Genomic DNA, 22,097 nt, shown 5'->3' on the forward strand with positions numbered 1-22,097 from the left:
GGCAAGTATCGTTCCGAAAATTTCCTGTCTAGTATCGGAAGAATCCATATGGTTGGCGAATTGAGAATTTCCAGAACTGAACTGGATTTATTCTCCCTTTAAACGACGTGCTTTGAATTGAATGCTCACGGGAATCCAAGGCCGGAATATGATTCTTTGTTTCGGTGTCGGATGGAAAGTAATTCAAGCTATCGTTGCTTGGATAGGTATATTCAAACATTAAATCATCTTGTGAAGTATTAGGAGAAGGTTTGAAATATAAATGACTTAAACTGACTCTCATCTCCGTTTCAACTCCTCCTTCAAATTCCGGAATTAGCCAACTCCAAGCAAATTGTGGAGGTAAAAATGAGGTTGAGTAGGAATTCCCACATCCCGAATTTGGAGTGTGTTGAATGTCTTTCCAATCACCGTTTTCTGTTTGCGCTTGTATAGTTTGATAAACAGCCAGATTATGTTTAGCTAAGAAGACTGTGTCGCTTGTATTATTTATAAATTCCACTCTTCTTGCCAAGATGTTAGTGTCCTTATCCCACCTAAAGCAGGGTTCTGATATGAGTAACAATAGAGTGTCTTCAAACTCTTTTTTATTAATGGGGTAGTAGAATTTTTCTGATGGCGCCCTTCTCGAACTGCTTGAATCAAATACGCTAGAGAATAATTGTACTTGATTTATTATACGGTAGTTAATATTCAGTTTTCTGGATGGCTCAGGGTTTGTAGATGCATTTCGAACCATGCTACCATCTGCCAGAATGTATTGGTGACCAGTGAATCCGGTGGATTCGACTTCTATGTAGTCTTTATCAAATTCGACAATATCATAGATAAAAGGTGTTTGCCAATTTCCTTGCAGATCACCTATGGAAATTAAGTCATTGGAGTCGTTGGAAAAAATTAAGAACTGGCCAGCAATCCGTTCAATTCTAAAATCACACTTCCGTTCCTGAACAACTTCTCCATTTTGATTTAGACAGAGTAGGGAATTTCCTTTACTAAACCATTCAAATCCAGAGGTAAATAGATTGGGTGTCATCTGTCTTTGTTCCGTCCAATCCATATTGTTGAAATAGAGTCTTTCTGCCGACTCGTCGCCTATTCGTATTGAGCGGATGGAGTCAGCGGAATACTCTATAACTATCAATTCGCCTATCGCATAAAGTACTCGTGCCTCTGGCGATACAAGATAGAAGCCGCTCGATCCAATTCGTTTAACATTCCATACTGCTTCTCTAATTTGTTTCTTCTTAAAGAAGAGGAAATCTCCGTGTAGCTCGAGTTCAAGGAGGTTTGAAGAGATTGTGGTCATTGAGTCTACCCATTCCCCTTCGAAGTTGAGAATATTGATATGAGTGAGAGTATCACTCTCTTCAATATGGAGTATATACTCAGAATCGTATGACCATTTAAGGTTGCCTGGTAGATGCAGTACAGTACTTGTTCCTGTAATTCTGTTTACGAAGTGTTTTTGCGGTTGGTGATAGGGGAAAACCAGTAACTCATTATGTCCAATAAACTCCTCGTTTTTTGGAATGCTTGCAAGTTTTTGACCTGTCCAATCGTGTATTACTAATTCTTCGGAATCGTATCTTACAAGGTAGTCTGGATCTTCTGGGTAATTGTTTGAATATAGTGGATACGATAAGTGTTTGCGAAGATTAGAGTCAATTCTATAAATCTTCCAGTCTTCTCCAATTGTGTACAATTGCTCACCTATGAATGCTTCCCAATGATTATTGAATTGGTCTTCTGAAATGAGATCGAAAATTGCAGGTACGAGATATCTACCGTTGGTGTCTATTACACCGAATCGACCACTTTTCTGAACAAAAGCGAAGTAGCTATCAAAGTTGGACGCATCGTCAAATTGAGGATGGATGATGAGCTCACCTCTTGAGTTTGTGAATCCAATTTTGCCTTCAATTTCAATTTTGTAACGTCCTGAATCTGAAATTTGAAGTGACTGGTAAGAGTAAACGGAGAGTGAAGTTACGAAGTAGAATAAGCTGAGGAAAGTGAGTTTCATGAGAGAAGGTTTATTCTAAAAAGAACGAAGCAGAATTGTGTTTTAATACTCCGGCAACGGAATCACTTCATTTTCACCATCTACCATCTTGAATTCACCATTCTTCCAGCGCTCTTTGGCCGCTTCAATAGTCTTTTGTTCAGATGCAACGAAATTCCACCAGATATGGCGCTCTTCTTTAAAAGGTTCGCCTCCAAAGAGGAGAAGCAAGGAGTTGGGCATTACAGTCACTACACAACTTTCTTCGGATGTAGATACGAGCATGTTCCCTTCTTCAATGTGATCCCCACATGCACGAACGGCACCTTTTACCACGCAAATTCCAATCTCACCACTCAGTTTTCCGCTGAGGTCTAAGGTCTTTTCTTCCGTGGTTTCAACCTTTAGCATAAAGAGTGGTGAATAAACAGGAACGGGACTTTTTCGTCCAAATGCTTCACCAGCAATCAGTTTAAATTTCATCGGACCATCTGTCCAAGTGGGCAGTTCAGATGCACCTACATGATGAAATGAAGGTTCTATGTTTTCACTTTCCAAAGGAAGAGCCACCCAAATTTGAAAACCATGAGTCGTCGATATCTGATTTCGCAGATCGTCAGGGGTTCTTTCGGTGTGTACCGCACCTTTCCCAGCGGTCATCCAATTCACGGCACCGGGCATAATTCGCTGAACGGCTCCGGTGCTGTCTCGGTGAACAATCTCTCCTTCAAAGAGATAGGTGAGTGTAGAGATACCTATGTGGGGATGCTGACCTATGTCCATGAAATTGCCATTTCCAATGGTGGCAGGGCCCATGTGGTCGATGAAAATGAACGGTCCAACCATTCTTTTCTTTCGAAAGGGAAGGAGACGGCCGACTAGAAAATCGCCAATGTCTCGTGCTCTTTCTTCAATGATTAATCCAGTGTTCGACATGCTATTGGGATGTTATTTTGCGGTCTCTTCTATCTCTGGATTTACGTACTTCTCCATGATGGAAGCCGTAGTAGAAGCAGAATAGAGGTGACGTGATTTGTCGGAAAAGTTGTGCAAGGATGAAGAGCGGTATTTTCTAGATTACTCCTCCGGAAATTGCATCAGGTCGGTCGGTTCAAAAGTCCATTCTGGTGTAAAGATGCTCGCTTCAGGGTTGAGCTTATACCACGGACTAATACTCGCATCGGTTGGATTGCTGAGCACCTGAATTTCTTGAGCAGGCATATAACTTTGGGCCAGCAGAAACATTTGTTCTCCTGTTTTGGGATGGATAACCATATCTACCACAATCACGGCATGTCCAGGTGAGCCTCCTTGAATGAGTACGTTTCCAATTTTCATGTTGATTGGATCCACGGATTCCAATTCGAGTTGAAGTGATTGAGATCCGGCAAAGGCAAAGACCATTTCCAGATAATCCCACAAATCTTGCGAGGTATTCGATACATGATCTCCAGCTGTCCATCGAACTTGATTTCCATCAACCGAAATTCTCTGACCGCGCATCCAATTGACGTAATCGGCCTTGAACCCATTGGTGAAGTTGAAGTGAATGTCGCTGTATCTTCCTTGATTCCATAGGTATTCCGCACGAAGTCGCATGATGGCATCGGCACATTGATGGAGGTCACGGGTACCGATGGGGAGATCCACTACGGCCACATATTTTCCGTCGTTAGATTTAAAAGTACCGTCGTAGTAACGAACTTCAGAACCGTCTGGGCGAACGGGGAGATAGCGCAAGTGCGCACCAAAGGAGGTGCTGTCTTGCCAAACCCTCAAATAGCCTTCTGGAGCATTAATTCTGTCGCGAATAGTGGTTCCTTCTGGATTGATGAAGCCATCGTCTTCCACTTGGGTCACTTCAAGTGCAGCAAATTCTGCATGGGAAGGAGATGCATCTGGCTCGGCACACGACCAAGCTAGGGGCAGGAAGAGGAGGGCAGTTCGTTTCATAGATCCGTGTATTTCTCAGGCGTTCCCTAAATATACACAGAATTGCAAAGAGTCTATAGATGCAAAGCAATGAGTGCTAATAGAGCGGGTATTCCCTGAACGTACAGGATCTTTTTGCTGGCAGTTAGCGCTCCGTAAATCCCTGCAACTAGCACACAGGACAGGAAGAATACGGACACTTCTAATCGCATGATGGGATTAGAAATCAGCAAACTCCAAATTAAACCTGCGGCAAGAAATCCGTTGTAAAGACCTTGATTGGCGGCCATGGCCTTGGTCTTTGGGAAGAGCTCTTTTGGAAATTGTCGGAATATTTTCGGCCCTTTGGTCTCCCAGGCGAACATTTCAAAGTAGAGAATATACAGGTGAAAAGCGGCGATAGCGCCAATCAGAATACGGCTAATCCATTCCATCGAGATAGGTGTTGAGGTTTGATTGGAAGATACACTTTTTTATAAGGTGAAAACCCACTTTCCAGATGCGCTGCGCGAACCGTTTTCAACCAACCTCTCTATGCCTTCTTCAAAAGGGATAACTCGTTCAATGACTGGTTTAAGCGAGCCTTTATCCGCCATTTCTGCCAAGATGTTTAAATCTTCTACCGTGTTTTTGAGCTGAACAATGGAGACAGAAATGCGGTATTTTCTGGCAATGATCTTCTTGAAGAAGAAGGTTCGATATAGAGTGGGCATGCCTCCTCCTAGATAGATGAATTTTCCACCCGGCTTCAATTGCTCGGCATATACGCAGGGTTTTTCGTAGGCGTTTACACCCAGGATAATATCGTATTTCACATCGTTGTCTGCGAGGGATTTACGCTTGTAGTCGATCACATGATCGGCACCGAGTTCGAGTGCTTTCTCTACATTCTTAGTACTGCAAACAGCCGTAACGATTCCTCCGTGAGCTTTTGCCAATTGAATGGCCGAGTTTCCCACACCACCAGATGCACCAACAATCAGGATGTGTTGACCTTTTGAAAGTTTACCATGATCGCGAATGGCCTCTAAGGCGGTACGAGAGGCTAGAGGTAGTGATGCAGATTCAACATGACTAAGTCGCGTTGGTTTTTGGGCAATAACCTTGGCGGGAACAGCCAGATATTCAGCAAGAGTACCAAGTTTTAGATTCGACATGTCCCCAAAGACCATGTCGCCTACTTTCCATTTGGTTACATCCTTTCCTAGTTCGACAATTTCACCGCTAAAATCGGTTCCCAATCCGGTCACTTTCGGTTTGTTCCAACCAAAGGCAAGCTTGATAAACCAGGGGTTGGCCGATATAATTCTCCTATCGGCGGAGTTGATAGAGGCTGCGTGGACCTTTACGATTACCTCTTCCGGTTTTGCGGAGGGTCTAGGCCGTTCGGCATAGGTCAATACTTCAGGCCCGCCGTAGCGCGTAATTTGAATGCTTTTCATTTGGGTTTGGTTTAAATCTCATAGAAAAAGACCTCTTCTAGAGGTACTTTGAAGGTTTGGGCGATTTTAAAGGCGAGTTCTAGTGAAGGCGAATATTTCTCTTTCTCAATGGCAACGATGGTCTGACGAGAAACACCAACCGTTTCGGCCAGTTGCTGCTGGGTCATTTCACCATTCATGAAACGGAGTGTGCGAATCTTGTTTTTGACTTTCAGTTTGGCCATATCAAACACCTTGTCGGTAATAGTAAACTCGACTAATACCGTCCACGATCTCTGAGATCATACCAGCGGCAATTAACGAGATGAAAAAGTAAGTGAGTCCGTAGCCCATATAAATCACAACAAAGCCAGCAATCATACCCAGTGAAAAGGTGGTGGAAGAATTTCGAGAGGCTTTTAAATCGATGATTTTGTCGAATTCATCAGTGAGTTCGAACTCCGTATTCTTGGTAGCGATGGAGTTGATGATGGAGAATAGAATATGGACTAGGATGTGAATGACAATTTGAACGGGGATGACAAATAACAGCGTCTTCGCCCAGAATTGCAACTCTTCGTCTGTATTGAAATTGGGATTCCAGTTGTTGTTGTACACGTAGGAACCATAGATGATCATCACGCCGAACGTGATCATCATGTTGAGTAGGGCTTTCTTTTCTTGGTAAGACATGGTCGGTAAGTTTGTCAATTATTCCAGACACAAAGTTATGTAAAGTTTACATAATGTAAAAAATACTTTACACAATAATGATTGAGTATTGATTATCAGCTAGATATATTAGGATGTTGTGGGGGGACCTCTTATTTCGATGAAATGGGTTGCACCAATGAAGATGAGGGAATTGTAGTTTTCGTCATTTGGATTTTTCTGGAAAAGCAAACATCTGTCATGGTCTTGCCGCAGGAGTCACCCTATATTTGAGTCATCTTAAACGATACGCATATGAAATCGGATCTTGAAATCGCTCAAAGCGCAGATATAAAACCTATTCGTGAAATTGCCGCCTCTGTAGGGGTGGAAGAGAGTGTTTTGGAGCCTTACGGACACTTTAAAGCGAAACTCCCCCTTGATTTAATAGATGAATCGAAAGTGGAGAAAGCCAAACTAATTTTGGTTACCGCTATCTCCCCAACCCCCGCTGGCGAAGGGAAAACAACCGTAACTATCGGTTTGTCGGAAGGTTTACATTTTGAAGGAAAGAAAACAGTAGCAGCTCTACGTGAGCCAAGTCTTGGTCCTGTTTTTGGATTGAAAGGCGGTGCAGCCGGCGGTGGTATGTCGCAGGTGATTCCCATGGAGGATATCAATCTTCATTTTACAGGTGACTTTGCGGCTATTGAGAAAGCCAACAACCTCTTGGCTGCTATGATTGACAACAATATTCAAGCAAAGCCGGAAGTGAATTTGGGCTTGGATGGAAGAACCATTCGCTGGAAGCGTGTAATGGATATGAATGATAGAGCCCTCCGCCAAATCGTTTGTGGAATTGGAGGAAAAGCCAATGGTATTCCTCGTGAAGATGGTTTTAATATCACGGCAGCAAGCGAGATAATGGCCATTCTTTGCATGTCCAATGACCGAAAAGATCTTCAACGCAGGCTGGGCGACATCTTTGTTGGATTCACCTTCGATAAGAAACCGATTTATGCCAGAGACCTCAAAGCCGAAGGGGCAATGGCAGCACTGTTGAAAGACGCCATCAAACCGAACTTGGTTCAAACCTTGGCAGGAGTTCCTGCGGTTATCCACGGTGGTCCATTCGCTAATATTGCTCAAGGGACAAACTCTATCCTTGCTACGAAGATGGCCATGAGTTTGGGTGATTATGTGGTTACCGAAGCTGGATTTGGTGCTGATTTGGGAGCGGAAAAATTCTTCCACTTAAAGTGTAGAGCATCTGGATTGAAACCTGCAGCAGTAGTTGTGGTTGCTACCATACGCGCATTGAGATATCACGGCGGAGCGCCTTTGTCGGAGCTCAATGAACCGTCACTTTCACGAGTACAAGAAGGTTTTGGAAACCTTGAGAAGCACTTGGAGAATATGAAGACTTTTGGGGTTCAGCCGGTGGTTGCAATCAACCAATTTGTAACGGATACAGATGAAGAAACCGAGTGGTTGAAGTCGAAGTGCGAATCACTAGGCGTTCGATGCGAGGTTTCAGAAGGATGGGCGAAGGGCGGAGAAGGCGTTCGCAATGTTGCCAAAGCTGTAATTGAGGAAGCAGAGTCAGGCAAATCTAACTTGAAAATGCTCTACGATGTTGAGCAAACGGTGGAGGAGAAAATTGAAAAAATCGCTACCACCATTTATGGAGCGGATGGTGTGGACTTCTCCGCTAAGGCAAAAGCGGATTTACGAGAAATTGATAAGCTCGGACTATCTAATTTGCCCGTTTGTATTGCCAAGACGCAGAAGTCGTTTTCTGATGATGATTCGTTGAGAAATCGACCGTCGGGATTTCGTATTACCGTTCGCGAGTTCGAATTTGCTCGTGGAGCGGGATTCATCATAGCGGTTGTGGGGAACTTGATGCGCATGCCAGGTTTACCGGCTGAGCCTGCCGCAACTCGCATTACTGTTGATGCCAATGGTACAATTGACGGACTGTTTTAAGTTTATCCGTTTGTAAGCGTTTGCAAACGAGTTGCTTGCTTCCTCTCTTGTACCTTGTGTGTATGAACAAGAAAAGAGCAGGAGAGGCAGCAGCTGACTTACTAGATTGCTCCTCGGTAATTGTAAAGAGATTGCAGTTGCGCAATCTCTCTCGTCTGGCAGAAGAACTTATACTGGTTATGCGAACGGTTCAACTGCGATTTGAAGATGTAACCACAGCGTCGTATCACAACGCGAATTCGCGCTCGTGGAAAGTACTGGTTCAAAGCTTATATCGAATGGAAGCCCTGTTTCGAGATTTGGACCGTAGGGGACTATTGAAGTCGGATGAATTCGAATTTCTCCACGAGTGCATGGAGGAAGTCCACAAGTTTGTCCGGCGTTATTTTGCTAAACGCGATCAGCCTCAATGGAGGCATGGCGCTTAAAACCATGGAATACTCATGACTATTCACCCTGAATTCAAGCTGACACACAAGAACAGAGCGATAACAAGAGAGGAAGTGTCCGTACAATTTCCCGAGGTTGCTCAGTTCTTGGAGGAGTGGAGTAATGAGCATACCTACATTACCTTGCAAACCAGCGGTAGTACTGGAGTTCCCAAGAAGGTCGTGATCGAAAAATCAGTGATGTGGCATTCTGCTGGTGCGACTTTAAAAGCTTTAGATTTAGATCGACCCCTACGAGCTCTCTTAGCCTTATCTGCTTCGTACATTGCCGGCAAAATGATGTTGGTAAGAGCCATGAGAGGGGGGTGGACTTTAGAAATCGCGGCTGTCTCTTCTAATGTTCTTTCGGAAGTAGAAGGCGAGTTTTCCTTTGCCGCTCTCGTACCCATGCAAGTGGAGGCTGGGCTTCATCACCTTCTCAAATACGGTGTAATTATTATTGGAGGAGCACCAGTAGGGGTGAGTCTGCGAAAGAAACTGGAACAAGTGGATTCAGCTATTTACGAGACCTACGGAATGACGGAAACCGTATCCCACATTGCGATTAAGAAGATTGAATCGGGTGGTAAGAATCTATTTCACGCCTTGCCTGGTGTACATTTTTCCGCAAATGAGAATGATTGTCTAGTCATTCACGCTCCTGAATGGAATCAATCGAATTTGGTAACCACGGATGTGGTAGAGTGGGTGTCGCCAACCACCTTCCGTTGGCTGGGACGAGCAGATTTTGTCATCAATTCGGGTGGAGTGAAAATTCATCCTGAGGAGGTGGAAACCACCATAGAGCGAAACCTAGGGATACACGGATTCCTTGTTGGAATACCCGATGAAACCATGGGAATGAAAGCAGTTTTTGTGGTGGATGAAGAACCATCCATCCCATTGGATTTTGATTTTTTATCGCCCTACCATCGTCCCAAGGAAGTGGTTGTGATTTCCACTTTTCCTCGTACTGCTACGGATAAAATAGATCGAAGAGCACTGGCGGACCATGCCGCCAGAGATTTGGCTTAGTAGATGTCGTTCGGGTCTCCTTTTCCCAAACGGATAATTTCAATCTCTCCGTTCGACAAATCGATTACCGTAGAAGCTTCATTGTCACCATATCCTCCGTCAATAACCAAATCAACGAGGTGGTCGTACTTCTCCTGAATAAGGCTGGGATCAGTGGTGTATTCAATCACCTCATCGTCATCGTGCACCGAGGTAGATGCCAAAGGATTGTCGAGCGAGAGCGCCAATACACGAGCTATATTGTTGTCGGGCACGCGAATACCAATGGTTTTCTTCTTGCTTTTAAAAATCTTTGGAATCGTGTTATTGGATTCCAGGATGAAGGTAAAAGGACCTGGAAGCGCACGCTTCAAACGTTTATAAGTAGACGTGTCAAACTGACGAGTGTATTCACTCAGGTGACTCAGATCTGGGAAGATAAAAGAGAGATCCACCTTATCTAGTGATGCTCCCTTGATTCTTGCTAATCGTTCCAGTGCCTTAGGTTGACGAATATCAGCACCTATTGCATAGACGGAATCTGTCGGGAAAATAACCAGTCCACCGTCCTTTAAAACCTTTACCGCTTTGTCAATTAAATTCTGAGGAGGATTGTCTGGATGTATGCGAAGTAAGTCGGCCATTACAGTAAGATTGATAGTCAAAAAATCACCTGTGAATGTACGGTTTTAGCATGGGTTAACCATCCGGTTGAGGGTGAAATATCGCCGATATAGCTGTGAATTCAAGGCTTTGATTACAGGATGAGGAGAATTTGATTAATTGTTTTTCTACTTTAGGACATCTCTTATCTCAGGATCATGAAGAAATTACTCTTAGCTGCATTTACAGTGGTTCCATTCACATTGTTCTCTCAATCTAAAATTGAGTTCTCTTTTCCGTACGATTTGGACAGTGGTGAGGATGTACAATTATATTCAACAGGTAATCAATTGCTGGTGGTACACGAGGGAGATCCACTTAGTAATTTAGGGAGTGTTCCATCGACAGACTCTTATTTATTTGATAAGTCAATACTAGGGTCTCACGTTTCTGTAGATGATTATATTGATTTTGAATATAACGGTGAGAAGTGTACCTACTTTGGTAGAGGAATTTATGACAGTCATCTCTACTATTTTTTCATGATGACCGATGAAATGCAAGAGAAGAAGGCTGAAGGCAGTGGCAGTATTTCGATTATTGGTGCTCGTGTCTTATCAAATGGGAACTTTTTGAATCCAACCGTAGTGGCTGAAGTTCCAGTTATGTTGGATGGAGAGAAACTTGTAGGTCCTGTTGTAAGGAGCTTTCAAGACAGATTTAGTCTTAATACATTTTACGGTGATTTGAATGAAGAAGCTTTGCTGACTGGTCAAAGTCCAGATTTTCAAGAGCTTGAAGCGGTTGTGTATTTACCGATAGATTCTTCGCCATTAAGATTTGAGAGTATTCATTCCAGAGCAGCAAGTTCATTGGGGACTTTCGACTTATTGGAAGTGACGGATACGGAGGTCTTGGCGTATTCTATTGGACCATCCAACGATGAGCAGACAGCTTGGTTTGGAAGTTTACTCGATACAGAAATTAAAGTCTATGTCACGGATAGAGCGAATGAAAATGTTCTTGATATTAAGTTAGATCTCAATGAGATTCAAGTCCCATTTGGTGAAATGAGCTCTTGGAGTTATGTAAACGATTCACTTTTTCGATTTGCTTGTTTGGGTGTGAAAAATCAAGTTATTGGCGTGTATTTTCAGTCCATAAACTTATCGACTTTTGAGTTTGCTAAACCTGAATTTTTTGGATTCAACTCTCGTTACAATGAAGGAGATCCATTGAATTACAATGCGAGCTCGCTTAGCAAAGATGTGAGTGGCATATCTCGAAGGTTTACGGTTGGTGGATATAATTATCAATTATCAAACGTATTGTTCAAATCAGATGGAGGTAGCTATGTAGTTTGGGAGGCGTATGACAATGCAGAAGGACACGACTTTGAATTTAAAAATGTGGTTGTAGAGAGTATTTCGGTAGACGGAAAGAGAGCGTGGAGAAAAGTCATTCCTAGACGACACAAGGACATGTGCGCTGTTAATTCTGAGATCATTTCATTAATTGAAGATGATGACTTACACGTTTTTTACTTCGATAATGTGGAGAATTTAGAGCGGTTACATGCTAATGATTTTGAAGAGGAAATCTCCATAGAAGAGTTGAACGACGTTGATGACGGCGCACTTTTCCACTTGAGTTTTGCGAGTTCAGGAGATTCGGTTCAAGTGGAGCGAGTGGGGGAGTACAGTGGCGAAAGTGATATCCTTCCCAACTTTACCTCTTTTGAATATGATGAAGCGAATCGAGCAGTATATGCCAACTTTATAGAGGGTGATAAGGGATATGTCGCGGTCATTGTATTTTGATGACCGTAAGGAATAAACAAAAAAAGGGCGCTCAACGAGCGCCCTTTCTCTATTCGAATCAATTCGAATTATGAATTTGACTTTGCGTGGTCTGCCAAGAATTGCTGTAGGCCGATGTCTGTCAATGGGTGCTTCAAAAGAGCAGTGATAGCACTTAGAGGACCCGTCATTACGTCTGCACCAATTTCAGCGCACTCAATGATGTGCATTGGGTGACGAACAGAAGCGGCTAGAATTTCAGTTTCGTAACCGTAGTTGTCATAAATCACACGGATTTTCTCGATGAGGTCAAGACCATCCGTTGAGATATCATCCAAGCGACCGATAAATGGCGAAACGTATGTTGCACCTGCTTTGGCAGCAAGAAGAGCCTGTCCGGCAGAGAATACCAATGTACAGTTGGTCTTGATGCCTTGATCACTAAAGTAGCGGATGGCTTTAACACCGTCTTTGATCATAGGAACCTTCACAACGATTTTTGGATTGAGTTCAGCTAGAGCCATACCCTCTTTAATGATTCCTTCGTAGTCGGTAGAAATCACTTCAGCACTTACATCGCCATCCACGATATCGCAAATTGCCTTGTAGTGGTTGATTACATTTTCCTGACCGCTGATGCCTTCTTTGGCCATGAGCGATGGGTTGGTAGTTACCCCGTCCAATACGCCCAAATCTTGAGCTTCGCGAATCTGATCGAGGTTAGCAGTGTCAATGAAAAACTTCATGCTGTGAAGATTGAGATTTTAAAATCGAGGCAAAGGTAGGGAAAGAGGGTGAGGTGTGGGAGATGAGAAGTGAGAATTTGACAAAGGTGGAAGGTCGGAGATTCGTCAAGCAAGAGATTCTGTTAACGGCTGATGCGTAGGGAGTTGCAAAAGATGATGTGCGTTAAATCGAAACGATAAGGCACAAAAAATGGGCAAGCTCCTCATATCACACCGCTCAACCAGTTACCCTTGCTTCCTTCCGGACCTGGGGGAGTTCACCAGGAGCTGGTTGTATGAGACTTGCCCACTGCAAAGGTAAGGCTAGAAAACCGAATGAAAAAAGGTTTTTCAGTACTATTTCCCTGATGGCATTGGCTATCTTTGCCCGCATGAAACGAATGAACCTGACGCTCAAAGCCTTGCTTCTTGCAAGTGGCGCTATTTCTGCCCAATCTCTTGAAGTATCTCCTTCACAATTGCAATTCGGTTACGTTTTAGAAACTACTCCGGATAGCCTTCAAGTAATGATTCACAACAAAACTCCGAATCAAGTGGATTTGGACTTGAACCTGAGTCGCGAAGTATACGGAGACGATGCCTTTCGTTTTAATCCGAATACGGTGAGCATTGCTCCTTTGGATTCAACTCCAGTTTGGGTGGTATTTAGTCCAATTCACAATGTGGATTACAGCGGTAATATCCTCTTTGCCGATAATGGTCCCGCAGGTGCAGTCTCTCTAGAGGTGAATGCACAAGGAAGATATTCGAAATCGTACTATGCTCCTACTGAGAACTTAAATGAGGAAGCCCTAAAGTCTGCCTTGAATACTTTACTTGCGCAGAATTACAGTTCGCTTTCGTACGATGGAGCTCGCGATCAGATGTATGGATCCATCGACAATGTAGGTGGAGATGTGGAATGCGTGTATACCGGAAGGGTAGCGACATTCAACGATAGACCTGGCGCGAATGCGAACAACTTCAACTGTGAGCACACTTTTCCGCAAGGCTTCTTCAACTCCGCTCAACCCATGAGAAGTGACATTCACCATTTGTATCCTACCGATGCAGCGGTGAACAGCCGAAGGAATAATCACCCTTTTGGAATGGTTGCCAATCCTTCATGGACAGGGGGAGGAAGTAAATATGGCAATTCTGTATTTGAACCTCGCGATGCTCATAAAGGAGCAGCAGCACGTGCCATGTTGTACTTCGTTATTCGATACCAAGACTATCAGAACTTCTTTGCCCCACAAGAGGCGATTCTTAAAGCCTGGAATGAGCAGTTTACTCCTTCGGCTTTTGAAAAGGGGAGAAACGATGATGTTTACGCTATTCAGAACAACAGAAACCCATTTGTTGATTATCCACAAATGGTCCGCCGAATCAACAACTTTGTGACAAATTCCTCTGCACCTGTTGACTTTGAATTGTCGCTCGCCAACGACACCCTCTACCTGCCCGTAGATGCACAAGCCAACCACAACGTGATATTCAGAACGGCCGTTTTGAACACCGGAAATCAACCGGTTTTTGTTCAGCCTTTTCCAACAGGGTTGAGCAACTTGAATTATACTAATGGCACGGATCAGCCAGAAACACTCTTGCCCGGTGAGGGCAAAGTTCTGGAGTTGATTTATTCGTATTCCGGTGTATTCAATTCAGATACGACCATTCGCTTAGCTACTAATTTGCCTTCTGGTTTTGTGAATATTCCCATCCGATCTACCCCCTTTGCTCTTTCAAATGCAGAGTGGAGTGAAGCAATCGGAACTCTTTACCCCAATCCTGCCAATGATGTGGTTTACCTTCCAGAAGGTACGGAGTCGGTTGAGGTATTCGATGTAAATGGTCGAGTACATTATAGTGGACAAGGCGCTACTCTTCATGTAAGTGAGTGGATAGAAGGGGTATACACCGTTCGCTATAAACTAAAAGATCAGTACGTTACAGAACGACTCGTTGTCACCCATCTGTAAGTAGTTTCTTCCAGTTATATTTGCTGAATTACAAAACTGAACAACTTCACACTTTCATGGATCCACTTTTAAAGAAAGTCGCTGTCCGTTATGGCGGAATCATGAGTGCCATTGCCGTCCTCTATTTGGTAATCGCCTACGTCGTGGACCCGTACTACATCATGTGGGAATTTGTTCGCTACCCGCTGAACATCGTGCTTTTGATCATGTCGGTTCTGACATTTAAGAAGTGGAACGGCGGTTATAGTTCGTTTAAAGAGACGTTTTCCGCTTGGATTTTACCTACAATCATGACAACGGCCATTTTGATAGTTGTCAAGTTGATTCTCTTCTGGGGAATTGATCCAAACTTTGTCACAGAATTAAGAGGATACGAAGTACAGTTCCAGCAATATGTTGCGAAATTGGCCAATCCAACACCCGAGCAATTGCAAATGCAAGCGGAGATGTTGGATGAACAACTGGCAGTGAAAACTAAAGTGGGTCTGATCAATGAGTACTTGTTCCTCATTGTTGTGAATACCATCTTTGGATTGTTGATTTCAGCTGCACTCACCAAGGCTAAGCCTTTAGATACGAAGTAATAGATGGCAAATTCTGTAGATATTTCGGTGGTTATCCCTCTCTACAACGAAGAGGAAAGCTTGCCAGAACTCTATGCTTGGATTGTTAAAGTCATGACGGAGAATAATTTCTCTTTCGAGGTTTTCTTCATGAATGATGGTTCTACGGACTCCTCTTGGGAGGTGATTCAGAAGCTTCATAACGAAGATCCTGAGCACGTTCGCGCCATCCGTTTCCGCAAGAATCAAGGCAAATCAGCTGCACTGAACGTTGGTTTTAAAAAGACGAAAGGCGATGTGGTGATTACCATGGATGCCGATCTTCAAGATAGTCCAGACGAAATTCCAGATCTCTATAAGATGATTATGGAAGACGGTTGGGATTTGGTTTCAGGATGGAAGAAAAAGCGTCATGATCCGCTCTCGAAAACCATCCCTACCAAACTGTTCAATTGGGCCACTCGCAAGATGTCGGGTATTTACTTGCACGACTTCAACTGTGGCCTGAAGGCTTACAAAGGCGAGGTGGTTCAGAACGTTGACGTTACCGGTGAAATGCACCGCTATATTCCCATTTTGGCAAAGAATGCGGGCTTCCCTAAAATCACCGAAAAGGTGGTGGTGCATCAAGCGAGGAAGTATGGCACAACCAAGTTTGGACTCGACCGTTTTATCAATGGATTTCTGGATTTGCTCACACTATACGTGGTTACTCGATTCAGCAAGCGTCCCATGCATTTCTTTGGATTGATAGGAACCTTGATGTTCTTTATCGGCTTTGTTGCAATGGTGGGCTTGATTGCCTGGAAGTTCTGGAAATTAAGCGCAGGCGGTGATCCTGGATTGATTGCCGATAATCCTCTCTTCTATATGTTCTTGACTTCCATGTTGTTAGGTACTCAGCTATTCACAACAGGCTTTTTGGCAGAATTGATGTCTAGAAATTCTGCGAAGACGGTGGATTATACCATCGACGAAACGCTAGGTGAATGAGTCATCCTAGATTTTCACTAATCGTCCCCACTTTCGGTCGACCAGAAGAGGTTACCGAGTTTCTGGAAAGCTTACTCGAACAAGATTATGATTCGTTTGAAGTCATTATTTCAGATGGAACGCCCAAGGATACGCTTCGCCCTGAACTCGAGCGCTTTCTCGATCAAGAGGTATATCCGCTAACTCTTCACTACGAGGAGTATTTGCCTGTAAGCGCCGCCAGAAATGATGGAGCTAAAATTGCAATAGGGGATTACTTCATTTTCTTAGATTCAGATTGCATTATTCCATCGGGATATTTGAAGGCTATTGATGCCTACATCGAAAAGAATGACCCTGATATTTTCGGGGGACCCGATGCGGCACATGCAGATTTCACGACCCTTCAAAAGGCCATTTCATATTCCATGACTTCCATGCTCACTACGGGTGGAATTCGTGGGAAGAAATCACATGTGGGAACCTATCACCCCAGAGGATTTAATATGGGGATGAAGCGTTCTGCTTTTGAAGCAGTGAACGGTTATAGCACCTTCCGTTGCGGTGAAGATATAGAACTGAGTATTCGTTTGATAAAAGCGGGGTATAGAACAGCACTAATTGAAGACGCGCATGTATTCCACAAGCGCAGAACTAGTATCAGGCAGTTCTTCAAGCAGGTGTATAGATTTGGAGCGGCACGAATCAATATTTGGAAATTGCATCCGGAAGAAATGAAGTTGACGCACGTTTTTCCGCTCGCCTTCATAACGTATTTCATCGTTTCCATTCTCGCCATTTTGTCTTACTATGGAAGTCTGCTTGCAATTCCCATGATACTTTACACGTTAGCCGTTTGGGTAGACGCCACTTTTCAGAATAAGTCCATTCGCGTTGGTTCACTTGCAGTGATTACAACAGTTGTGATGCATGCTGGATATGGGTGGGGCTTTCTCAAGAACTACATTCATTGGTCAAGACACGGAGAAGGGATGAAACTCTAATGGAAATTGTATTCCGTTTGTTACATTTACGTGCTACTTGACGCGATTCCATCGACCGAACTATGAAAAAACTCACTCGCGTAGGATTGCTCCTCCTTCTTCTTCTTGGTGTGGTATATACCATGTGGTATTTATATGATAAGTCTCAAGAAGATCCCATTGTATATGAAACTGAAGCCGTTGACTTTGGCAACATCGTTCAAAAGACGGTAGCAACAGGTAAGGTGGTTCCCCGTGAAGAAATTGATATCAAACCTCAAGTTTCAGGAATTATCGATGAGCTCTTTGTTGAACCTGGAGATCACGTCGGGAAGAATGATTTAATTGCCAAAGTTCAGGTGATTCCAGACATGGTTTCATTGAATAATGCTGAGAATAGAGTGAATGTAGCTCAGCTAAATTTCGACCAAGCGAAAAGAGATTTTGATCGTCAGCAACGCCTGCACGAACAAAAGGTCGTTTCGGATCAAGCATTTCAAAGCTCTCAGTTGCAATTCCAAAATGCACAGGCGGAGTTGGAAGCTGCAAAGGATAACCTCCAAATCATTCGTGAAGGTGCTACACAAAAGTCTGGTAGCTCGTCACTTACCTTAATTCGCAGTACTGTTGAAGGAATGGTGCTGGCAGTTCCCATCAAGAAAGGAAATCAAGTCATCGAATCGAATACGTTCAACGATGGTACTACCGTAGCCACAGTAGCTGATATGAACGATATGATCTTTGAAGGTTTTATCGATGAATCAGAGGTGGGAAAACTAAGCACAGGAATGGACTTGGTGATTTCCGTAGGAGCCATTCAGAATGAGACTTTCTCCGCTAAACTGAAGTACATCGCTCCAAAAGGAACGGAAGAGAACGGCGCTATTCAATTTGAGATTAAAGCCGACGTTTCACTGGATACCTCTCAGTTTATTCGAGCGGGTTATTCAGCCAATGCCGATATTGTTTTGTCTAGCCGTGATAGCGTGATGCGTTTAGATGAAAAACTCCTTCAATTTGATGGTGATCAGCCTTTCGTGGAAGTAAAGGTGGGCGATCAAAGCTTTGAGAGAAGAGACGTAGAGCTCGGATTGAGCGACGGTCTTAAAGTGGAAGTGCTTTCAGGGCTTACGGCCGAAGATCAAATCAAAGTCTGGAATATCCGCTAAGCTTTATCCGACCAAGGATGAAGGTCCATTGCCTCTCTGAGTTGCGTATCGTTCAAATGCGTGTAGATTTCCGTAGTGGTGATCGATTCGTGTCCTAATAGTTGCTGAACCACCCGAAGGTCAGCGCCATTGTTGACGAGTGCTGTTGCAAAGGAATGTCGGAAGGTATGCGGACCAATGGATTTTCGAATTCCTGCTTTTTCAGCTGTATTCTTAATCATGGTGAAAACGGTACTCCGCGCCATTCGCTTGCCTCGTTTGGAGAGGAAAACGATGTCTTCTTCACCTTTTTGTATATCCACATGATTGCGGATTTGGTGAATGTAGAGTTTTAGTGCTTTCAGTGCAATGGCGTGAATGGGGACGAGCCTTTCCTTATCGCCTTTTCCTATGATGCGTAAAAATCCGCGATCGGCGTGAATGTCGGTGAGTCGTAGTTGAATGAGCTCGCTGACACGCAGTCCGCTAGCGTACAGAACTTCTAAAATGGCTCTATTTCGTTCGCCTTCATCTGTAGAACGGTCAATGGCATGAATCATTTGAAGTACCTCACCGTGGGAGAGATAATCGGGTAACTTCTGTCCAATTCTCGGAGCCTCCAGTAATTCTGTGGGATCAGAAGTGATGGATTCATCGTAGAGCAAGAATCGGAAAAAGGCCTTGACGCTGGTGATGAGTCGAGCTTGAGATCGAGGTGACAAGTTCTTCAGTGTTTTCAAAAACTCCCGAAGCTGTTCCAGTTGAATGGATGAAACCGATATGCCACCTTCAATAGCCCATTTGGAGAGTTTGGCGATATCCTTCGAATAGGCATCTAAAGTGTTGGCACTGAGTCCTCGTTCGAGTTTCAAGTACCGGAAAAAATCTTTCTCTGCTCGTTCCCAAGTCATGATACCAAGATAGGAAGCTGTATCTTTGATAGACAATCCCAAGTCATGAAAATCCAAATAATTAATGGTCCCAATTTGAATCTCTTGGGACGTCGTGAGCCTGAAATTTATGGTAACGAAAACTTTATCACCTACTTGGAACGCCTGCGCATGGAGTTCCCCAAGGTGGATTTGAGCTACTTTCAAAGCAATTCGGAAGGTGAACTGGTCACCCAAATACAAATGGCAGGCTTTGATGCAGATTACATTATTCTCAATGCAGCCGGCTACAGCCACACTTCCATCGCACTCGCCGATGCCATTTCTTTAGTTCCTGCCCCGGTTATTGAAGTCCACATTAGCAATGTGTTTGCTCGAGAGGAGTTTCGAAAGAATTTGATGACTGCGACCAAGTGTATGGCCAGCATTACGGGCTTTGGACTAGATGGTTATGCCTTAGCTATTTCGGCTTGCCTTAGGAAAGGTAAAGGCTGATTTCGTCAGTTTGTCGAACGACTTCATACCGCCCAAGAAAACTTGTCGAACGATGCTTTGACGATACACTCCTGTGAGTGGCCATGGGAACTCGCCAGAGCGTCTCTTTACAATCTTACCATATCTGCCGTAAAAGTGAAAATGCGCCTTTACAATGGCCAGTGTATGTGGAATTTGTCCTTTCAAGGCAAACTGGATTCCTGCCACACCATCTAAGATGAGTCGGGCTAAAATGACACTGAGAATCTTACGCTGAGGCAAATTCTTTGTAAGTAGGATGAGGTTATTGCGAAAGTTCAAGTAGGTTTTTTGGGTGGATTGACTAGAAAGAGTTCCGCCTCCTAAGTGATACACTTCACTTGCGGGTTCTACCCAACACGAATAGCCGTTTCGTTGCATGCGCCAGCAGAGATCGATTTCCTCCATGTGCGCAAAGAACTGTGGATCTAGCTCACCCGCCTTGTGGTAAGCCTCAGCGCGAACGGCTAAGCAGGCACCGGTTGACCAAAACACGGGCATGGCGTCGTTGTACTGACCTTTGTCTTCTTCCGTGAAATAGAAAATTCTACCTCTGCAGAACGGGTACCCCAGTTGGTCAATGAACCCTCCAGCCGCTCCTGCGTATTCAAATTTAGACGGCTCGTTCAGCGAGAGAATTTTAGGTTGAATTGCACCTATTTGTTCATCAGATGCGAAGCGATCTAGAATGGGTTGAAGCCAGTTTTTGGTTACCTCTACATCCGAGTTGAGCAAAACCACATATTCGTGTTCAATTTGCTTCATGCCTTCGTTGTAGCCTCCCGCGTATCCTGAATTCGATTCAAGAGCAATAATGCGAACATCGGGATGGTGCGACTTCAGCCATTCAATAGAGTCATCCGTACTGCCATTGTCGATAACAATGACATCACCTTGATCACTATGTTGGAGTACACTGGGCAGAAAACGTTCAAGCAGGGGGCGTCCATTCCAATTCAGAATGGCTACGGCAATTGACTTCATTCGTGGTCTTTATCTACGTTCATAACCAGAAGAAGTACTTCCGTTCATGATGCTGTTGTTGTTCAATCGCGTTCCAAATGGATCGCTGTTCGTGTTGCTGGATCTACCGTCAATTCCCGGAGGAGTACCCACACGGTTCACTTGATACTTCCATTGAGGATTGTAGTTCTCGCCGTTGGCATCAGAGTGTTCTAGACGGAAATTATTTCCCGCAACATCGCGATTGACAAAAATAAAGACCTTATTCACTTGACTCGGCCTATTTGGAGCCAACAATCGATCATAGCGCCAAATTTCCCATGGATAGGTGGCGTTGTCGAAGTTGCTCGACTCTGTATTGCTCGGTTCCCCGTATTGCATCCACACTCTTCCGCGGTCGGTTAAGTACCCCGGACGATTTCCCATTCCAAATCGTTCATCGGCTTCGGCAATGCGCTCCATATATTGGTTGAATGCCGCTGCAGGGTTCGTAGGACTCTGACGGTTCCAAAACGCATCTACATACTTGTGAAGTTGCGTGGAATCCCCGTCTTTCACGAGACCTCTCGCTTGTATAATTTGATGGTCTGTTGAAATCGGGTGGAGACAATCAACCATACGCTTTAAGTCTTCAAGCGAAGTGTTGGGAGGAATAAATGAGATATAATCAGGAGGAAGCTCTAATTCCATATTGGTATTCACTCTCGTGTTATATCGACCAAACTTCACAGAGTCGGAGGCGATCACTACACCTTCTCGATTCTTAATCCAAAGCTTGGCAAAATAACTTCCTGTAGGCAATTCCCTGATGTCATATCGAACGGCGAGGGGGGTAAGTGGAGCGGCCGACTTTCGGAATACTCGTTCGGAGTTAGAAACCGTTCTGCCAGAGTTTGCTTCAATAAAGGAGGTGTAAACAGCTACGGCATCTTCATCTTTCGGTTGATAGATTTCAGAATAGAGTTGAATCAACGTGTCTTCAGTAGGGAAGTAGGAAACACCTTCAAGAGATTTTGGATACACCGGAATTCCGTAGCGATTCCAGGCAGGGGAAGGTGCCAAAGGCAAGGTGAGCTGTAACTTGGAGAGCATGAAAGCTTTTGGCCCTACGATCTCGATGGAATCTTTTAGGACTTTATAGTATTGTCCATAGATATCCGACAATTTCAGCTCGATTTGCCATTTACCGTCTGGAATAGCCAATTTCATGAGATGAACAATTTCAAAAGAATTGTTCGTGTCTACGAGGGCAGGAGAGAGAACTTGTTCTGATTTTTCGGCAATCGTCTCGTCTCCATCCTTAATATGAATGTCAATTTGAATTCCCGAATGAAACTTGGAATCGATCGGTTCAAACCGAAGAGTGGAAGGGTCTGAGAAGACATACAGCTCGATATATGGCCCTGATGCAGGGTGCCAATACTGACTCATGAACACTTCTATAGACGGCAACTTCGCGAGGGAGGAAACCGAAAAGAGAAGAAAGAAGATCGTGTAAACAGAATTTCTCATGCTA

General features: G+C 44.0%; 22 protein-coding genes and 1 other RNA gene. 10 read left to right on the forward strand and 13 right to left on the reverse strand.

Translation table 11 applies throughout. The features are described from left to right. Nucleotides 1-28 precede the first annotated feature (28 nt). The 7 genes from F8C82_RS03200 to F8C82_RS03230 all read right to left on the reverse strand — a co-directional run bounded on the left by F8C82_RS03200 (nucleotide 29) and on the right by F8C82_RS03230 (nucleotide 6,051). Nucleotides 29-2,026 carry a WG repeat-containing protein gene (locus tag F8C82_RS03200; RefSeq protein WP_151691988.1) on the reverse strand — a complete coding sequence of 666 codons (1,998 nt, stop codon included), beginning with the start codon at nucleotides 2,024-2,026 and terminating at the stop codon, nucleotides 29-31. A gap of 42 nt (nucleotides 2,027-2,068) precedes the next feature. Then, a complete protein-coding gene (locus tag F8C82_RS03205) occupies nucleotides 2,069-2,941 on the reverse strand; it encodes a pirin family protein (RefSeq protein WP_151691989.1) in 873 nt (290 codons plus the stop codon). 141 nt (nucleotides 2,942-3,082) lie between these two features. Further along, entirely contained in the window at nucleotides 3,083-3,958 is an 876-nt protein-coding gene (locus F8C82_RS03210; RefSeq protein WP_151691990.1) for a DUF4846 domain-containing protein, read from the reverse strand. 53 nt (nucleotides 3,959-4,011) lie between these two features. Beyond that, complete coding sequence (locus tag F8C82_RS03215) at nucleotides 4,012-4,371, reverse strand: DUF1304 domain-containing protein (protein WP_151691991.1); 360 nt, start codon at nucleotides 4,369-4,371, stop codon at nucleotides 4,012-4,014. Between the two features lie 39 nt (nucleotides 4,372-4,410). Then, complete coding sequence (locus F8C82_RS03220; protein ID WP_151691992.1) at nucleotides 4,411-5,379, reverse strand: NAD(P)-dependent alcohol dehydrogenase; 969 nt, start codon at nucleotides 5,377-5,379, stop codon at nucleotides 4,411-4,413. 11 nt (nucleotides 5,380-5,390) lie between these two features. Continuing rightward, a complete protein-coding gene (locus F8C82_RS03225) occupies nucleotides 5,391-5,603 on the reverse strand; it encodes a helix-turn-helix transcriptional regulator (protein ID WP_151691993.1) in 213 nt (70 codons plus the stop codon). Nucleotide 5,604: 1 nt separating this feature from the next. After that, a complete protein-coding gene (locus F8C82_RS03230) occupies nucleotides 5,605-6,051 on the reverse strand; it encodes a hypothetical protein (RefSeq protein ID WP_151691994.1) in 447 nt (148 codons plus the stop codon). Between the two features lie 273 nt (nucleotides 6,052-6,324). Here F8C82_RS03230 and F8C82_RS03235 point away from each other — a divergent pair, with 273 nt between their 5' ends. From F8C82_RS03235 to F8C82_RS03245, 3 genes are all read left to right on the forward strand, one after another. Further along, the gene (locus tag F8C82_RS03235) at nucleotides 6,325-7,998 is read left to right on the forward strand and encodes a formate--tetrahydrofolate ligase (protein ID WP_151691995.1); all 1,674 of its coding nucleotides are present in this window, start codon (nucleotides 6,325-6,327) and stop codon (nucleotides 7,996-7,998) included. A gap of 62 nt (nucleotides 7,999-8,060) precedes the next feature. Continuing rightward, nucleotides 8,061-8,426, forward strand: a complete 366-nt coding sequence (locus F8C82_RS03240; protein WP_151691996.1) for a hypothetical protein — start codon at nucleotides 8,061-8,063, stop codon at nucleotides 8,424-8,426. 15 nt (nucleotides 8,427-8,441) lie between these two features. Then, nucleotides 8,442-9,461 (forward strand): AMP-binding protein, encoded by a 1,020-nt coding sequence (locus F8C82_RS03245; protein WP_151691997.1) that lies wholly within the window; start codon nucleotides 8,442-8,444, stop codon nucleotides 9,459-9,461. On the opposite strand, the gene F8C82_RS03250 is transcribed toward F8C82_RS03245, so the two are convergent. Next, the gene (locus F8C82_RS03250) at nucleotides 9,458-10,084 is read right to left on the reverse strand and encodes an L-threonylcarbamoyladenylate synthase (RefSeq protein ID WP_151691998.1); all 627 of its coding nucleotides are present in this window, start codon (nucleotides 10,082-10,084) and stop codon (nucleotides 9,458-9,460) included. The genes F8C82_RS03245 and F8C82_RS03250 overlap by 4 nt on opposite strands. 177 nt (nucleotides 10,085-10,261) lie before the next feature. Between F8C82_RS03250 and F8C82_RS03255 the strand changes: the two genes are divergently transcribed. Next, nucleotides 10,262-11,863, forward strand: coding sequence for a hypothetical protein (locus tag F8C82_RS03255; RefSeq protein WP_151691999.1), 1,602 nt, complete (start codon nucleotides 10,262-10,264; stop codon nucleotides 11,861-11,863). Nucleotides 11,864-11,931: 68 nt separating this feature from the next. Here the strand turns inward: F8C82_RS03255 and fsa are convergent, their stop codons facing one another. Next, nucleotides 11,932-12,588: a fructose-6-phosphate aldolase gene (gene fsa, locus F8C82_RS03260; protein ID WP_151692000.1), complete on the reverse strand. Its 657-nt coding sequence runs from the start codon at nucleotides 12,586-12,588 to the stop codon at nucleotides 11,932-11,934. A gap of 189 nt (nucleotides 12,589-12,777) precedes the next feature. Further along, nucleotides 12,778-12,876, reverse strand: an RNA gene (gene ffs / locus F8C82_RS03265) — signal recognition particle sRNA small type. A gap of 83 nt (nucleotides 12,877-12,959) precedes the next feature. Between ffs and F8C82_RS03270 the strand changes: the two genes are divergently transcribed. From F8C82_RS03270 to F8C82_RS03290, 5 genes are all read left to right on the forward strand, one after another. Continuing rightward, on the forward strand, nucleotides 12,960-14,549 hold the full coding sequence (locus F8C82_RS03270; RefSeq protein WP_170266137.1) for an endonuclease: 1,590 nt from the start codon (nucleotides 12,960-12,962) through the stop codon (nucleotides 14,547-14,549). Nucleotides 14,550-14,605: 56 nt separating this feature from the next. After that, on the forward strand, nucleotides 14,606-15,133 hold the full coding sequence (locus F8C82_RS03275; protein WP_151692002.1) for a DUF4199 domain-containing protein: 528 nt from the start codon (nucleotides 14,606-14,608) through the stop codon (nucleotides 15,131-15,133). Nucleotides 15,134-15,136: 3 nt separating this feature from the next. Then, nucleotides 15,137-16,105 (forward strand): glycosyltransferase family 2 protein, encoded by a 969-nt coding sequence (locus F8C82_RS03280; RefSeq protein ID WP_151692003.1) that lies wholly within the window; start codon nucleotides 15,137-15,139, stop codon nucleotides 16,103-16,105. Further along, a complete protein-coding gene (locus F8C82_RS03285) occupies nucleotides 16,102-17,088 on the forward strand; it encodes a glycosyltransferase (protein ID WP_151692004.1) in 987 nt (328 codons plus the stop codon). The genes F8C82_RS03280 and F8C82_RS03285 overlap by 4 nt, the downstream gene beginning before the upstream one ends. A 62-nt stretch (nucleotides 17,089-17,150) precedes the next feature. Beyond that, nucleotides 17,151-18,236 (forward strand): efflux RND transporter periplasmic adaptor subunit, encoded by a 1,086-nt coding sequence (locus F8C82_RS03290; protein WP_151692005.1) that lies wholly within the window; start codon nucleotides 17,151-17,153, stop codon nucleotides 18,234-18,236. On the opposite strand, the gene xerD is transcribed toward F8C82_RS03290, so the two are convergent. Next, the gene (gene xerD / locus F8C82_RS03295) at nucleotides 18,233-19,126 is read right to left on the reverse strand and encodes a site-specific tyrosine recombinase XerD (protein WP_151692006.1); all 894 of its coding nucleotides are present in this window, start codon (nucleotides 19,124-19,126) and stop codon (nucleotides 18,233-18,235) included. The two genes, F8C82_RS03290 and xerD, sit on opposite strands and share 4 nt — an antisense overlap. A 45-nt stretch (nucleotides 19,127-19,171) precedes the next feature. Between xerD and F8C82_RS03300 the strand changes: the two genes are divergently transcribed. Continuing rightward, complete coding sequence (locus tag F8C82_RS03300) at nucleotides 19,172-19,600, forward strand: type II 3-dehydroquinate dehydratase (RefSeq protein WP_151692007.1); 429 nt, start codon at nucleotides 19,172-19,174, stop codon at nucleotides 19,598-19,600. Here the strand turns inward: F8C82_RS03300 and F8C82_RS03305 are convergent. Continuing rightward, on the reverse strand, nucleotides 19,562-20,602 hold the full coding sequence (locus F8C82_RS03305) for a glycosyltransferase family 2 protein (protein ID WP_151692008.1): 1,041 nt from the start codon (nucleotides 20,600-20,602) through the stop codon (nucleotides 19,562-19,564). The genes F8C82_RS03300 and F8C82_RS03305 overlap by 39 nt on opposite strands. Nucleotides 20,603-20,611: 9 nt before the next feature. Then, nucleotides 20,612-22,093 carry a GWxTD domain-containing protein gene (locus F8C82_RS03310; RefSeq protein WP_151692009.1) on the reverse strand — a complete coding sequence of 494 codons (1,482 nt, stop codon included), beginning with the start codon at nucleotides 22,091-22,093 and terminating at the stop codon, nucleotides 20,612-20,614. Between the last annotated feature and the right edge of the window lie 4 nt (nucleotides 22,094-22,097).

It is taken from the genome of Phaeocystidibacter marisrubri (assembly GCF_008933165.1).
Lineage (GTDB): Bacteria > Bacteroidota > Bacteroidia > Flavobacteriales > Schleiferiaceae > Phaeocystidibacter > Phaeocystidibacter marisrubri.

Excerpts from the sequence above, each read along its gene's own strand:
- fsa (WP_151692000.1), bottom strand. The coding sequence starts at position 12,588 with ATGAAGTTTTTCATTGACACTGCTAACCTCGATCAGATTCGCGAAGCT.
- F8C82_RS03230 (WP_151691994.1), bottom strand. The coding sequence starts at position 6,051 with ATGTCTTACCAAGAAAAGAAAGCCCTACTCAACATGATGATCACGTTC.
- F8C82_RS03250 (WP_151691998.1), bottom strand. The coding sequence starts at position 10,084 with ATGGCCGACTTACTTCGCATACATCCAGACAATCCTCCTCAGAATTTA.
- F8C82_RS03225 (WP_151691993.1), bottom strand. The coding sequence starts at position 5,603 with ATGGCCAAACTGAAAGTCAAAAACAAGATTCGCACACTCCGTTTCATG.
- F8C82_RS03205 (WP_151691989.1), bottom strand. The coding sequence starts at position 2,941 with ATGTCGAACACTGGATTAATCATTGAAGAAAGAGCACGAGACATTGGC.
- F8C82_RS03290 (WP_151692005.1), top strand. The coding sequence starts at position 17,151 with ATGAAAAAACTCACTCGCGTAGGATTGCTCCTCCTTCTTCTTCTTGGT.
- F8C82_RS03235 (WP_151691995.1), top strand. The coding sequence starts at position 6,325 with ATGAAATCGGATCTTGAAATCGCTCAAAGCGCAGATATAAAACCTATT.
- F8C82_RS03245 (WP_151691997.1), top strand. The coding sequence starts at position 8,442 with ATGACTATTCACCCTGAATTCAAGCTGACACACAAGAACAGAGCGATA.
- xerD (WP_151692006.1), bottom strand. The coding sequence starts at position 19,126 with ATGACTTGGGAACGAGCAGAGAAAGATTTTTTCCGGTACTTGAAACTC.
- F8C82_RS03270 (WP_170266137.1), top strand. The coding sequence starts at position 12,960 with ATGAAACGAATGAACCTGACGCTCAAAGCCTTGCTTCTTGCAAGTGGC.
- F8C82_RS03300 (WP_151692007.1), top strand. The coding sequence starts at position 19,172 with ATGAAAATCCAAATAATTAATGGTCCCAATTTGAATCTCTTGGGACGT.
- F8C82_RS03310 (WP_151692009.1), bottom strand. The coding sequence starts at position 22,093 with ATGAGAAATTCTGTTTACACGATCTTCTTTCTTCTCTTTTCGGTTTCC.
- F8C82_RS03285 (WP_151692004.1), top strand. The coding sequence starts at position 16,102 with ATGAGTCATCCTAGATTTTCACTAATCGTCCCCACTTTCGGTCGACCA.
- F8C82_RS03275 (WP_151692002.1), top strand. The coding sequence starts at position 14,606 with ATGGATCCACTTTTAAAGAAAGTCGCTGTCCGTTATGGCGGAATCATG.
- F8C82_RS03210 (WP_151691990.1), bottom strand. The coding sequence starts at position 3,958 with ATGAAACGAACTGCCCTCCTCTTCCTGCCCCTAGCTTGGTCGTGTGCC.
- F8C82_RS03220 (WP_151691992.1), bottom strand. The coding sequence starts at position 5,379 with ATGAAAAGCATTCAAATTACGCGCTACGGCGGGCCTGAAGTATTGACC.
- F8C82_RS03305 (WP_151692008.1), bottom strand. The coding sequence starts at position 20,602 with ATGAAGTCAATTGCCGTAGCCATTCTGAATTGGAATGGACGCCCCCTG.
- F8C82_RS03240 (WP_151691996.1), top strand. The coding sequence starts at position 8,061 with ATGAACAAGAAAAGAGCAGGAGAGGCAGCAGCTGACTTACTAGATTGC.
- F8C82_RS03200 (WP_151691988.1), bottom strand. The coding sequence starts at position 2,026 with ATGAAACTCACTTTCCTCAGCTTATTCTACTTCGTAACTTCACTCTCC.
- F8C82_RS03255 (WP_151691999.1), top strand. The coding sequence starts at position 10,262 with ATGAAGAAATTACTCTTAGCTGCATTTACAGTGGTTCCATTCACATTG.
- F8C82_RS03280 (WP_151692003.1), top strand. The coding sequence starts at position 15,137 with ATGGCAAATTCTGTAGATATTTCGGTGGTTATCCCTCTCTACAACGAA.
- F8C82_RS03215 (WP_151691991.1), bottom strand. The coding sequence starts at position 4,371 with ATGGAATGGATTAGCCGTATTCTGATTGGCGCTATCGCCGCTTTTCAC.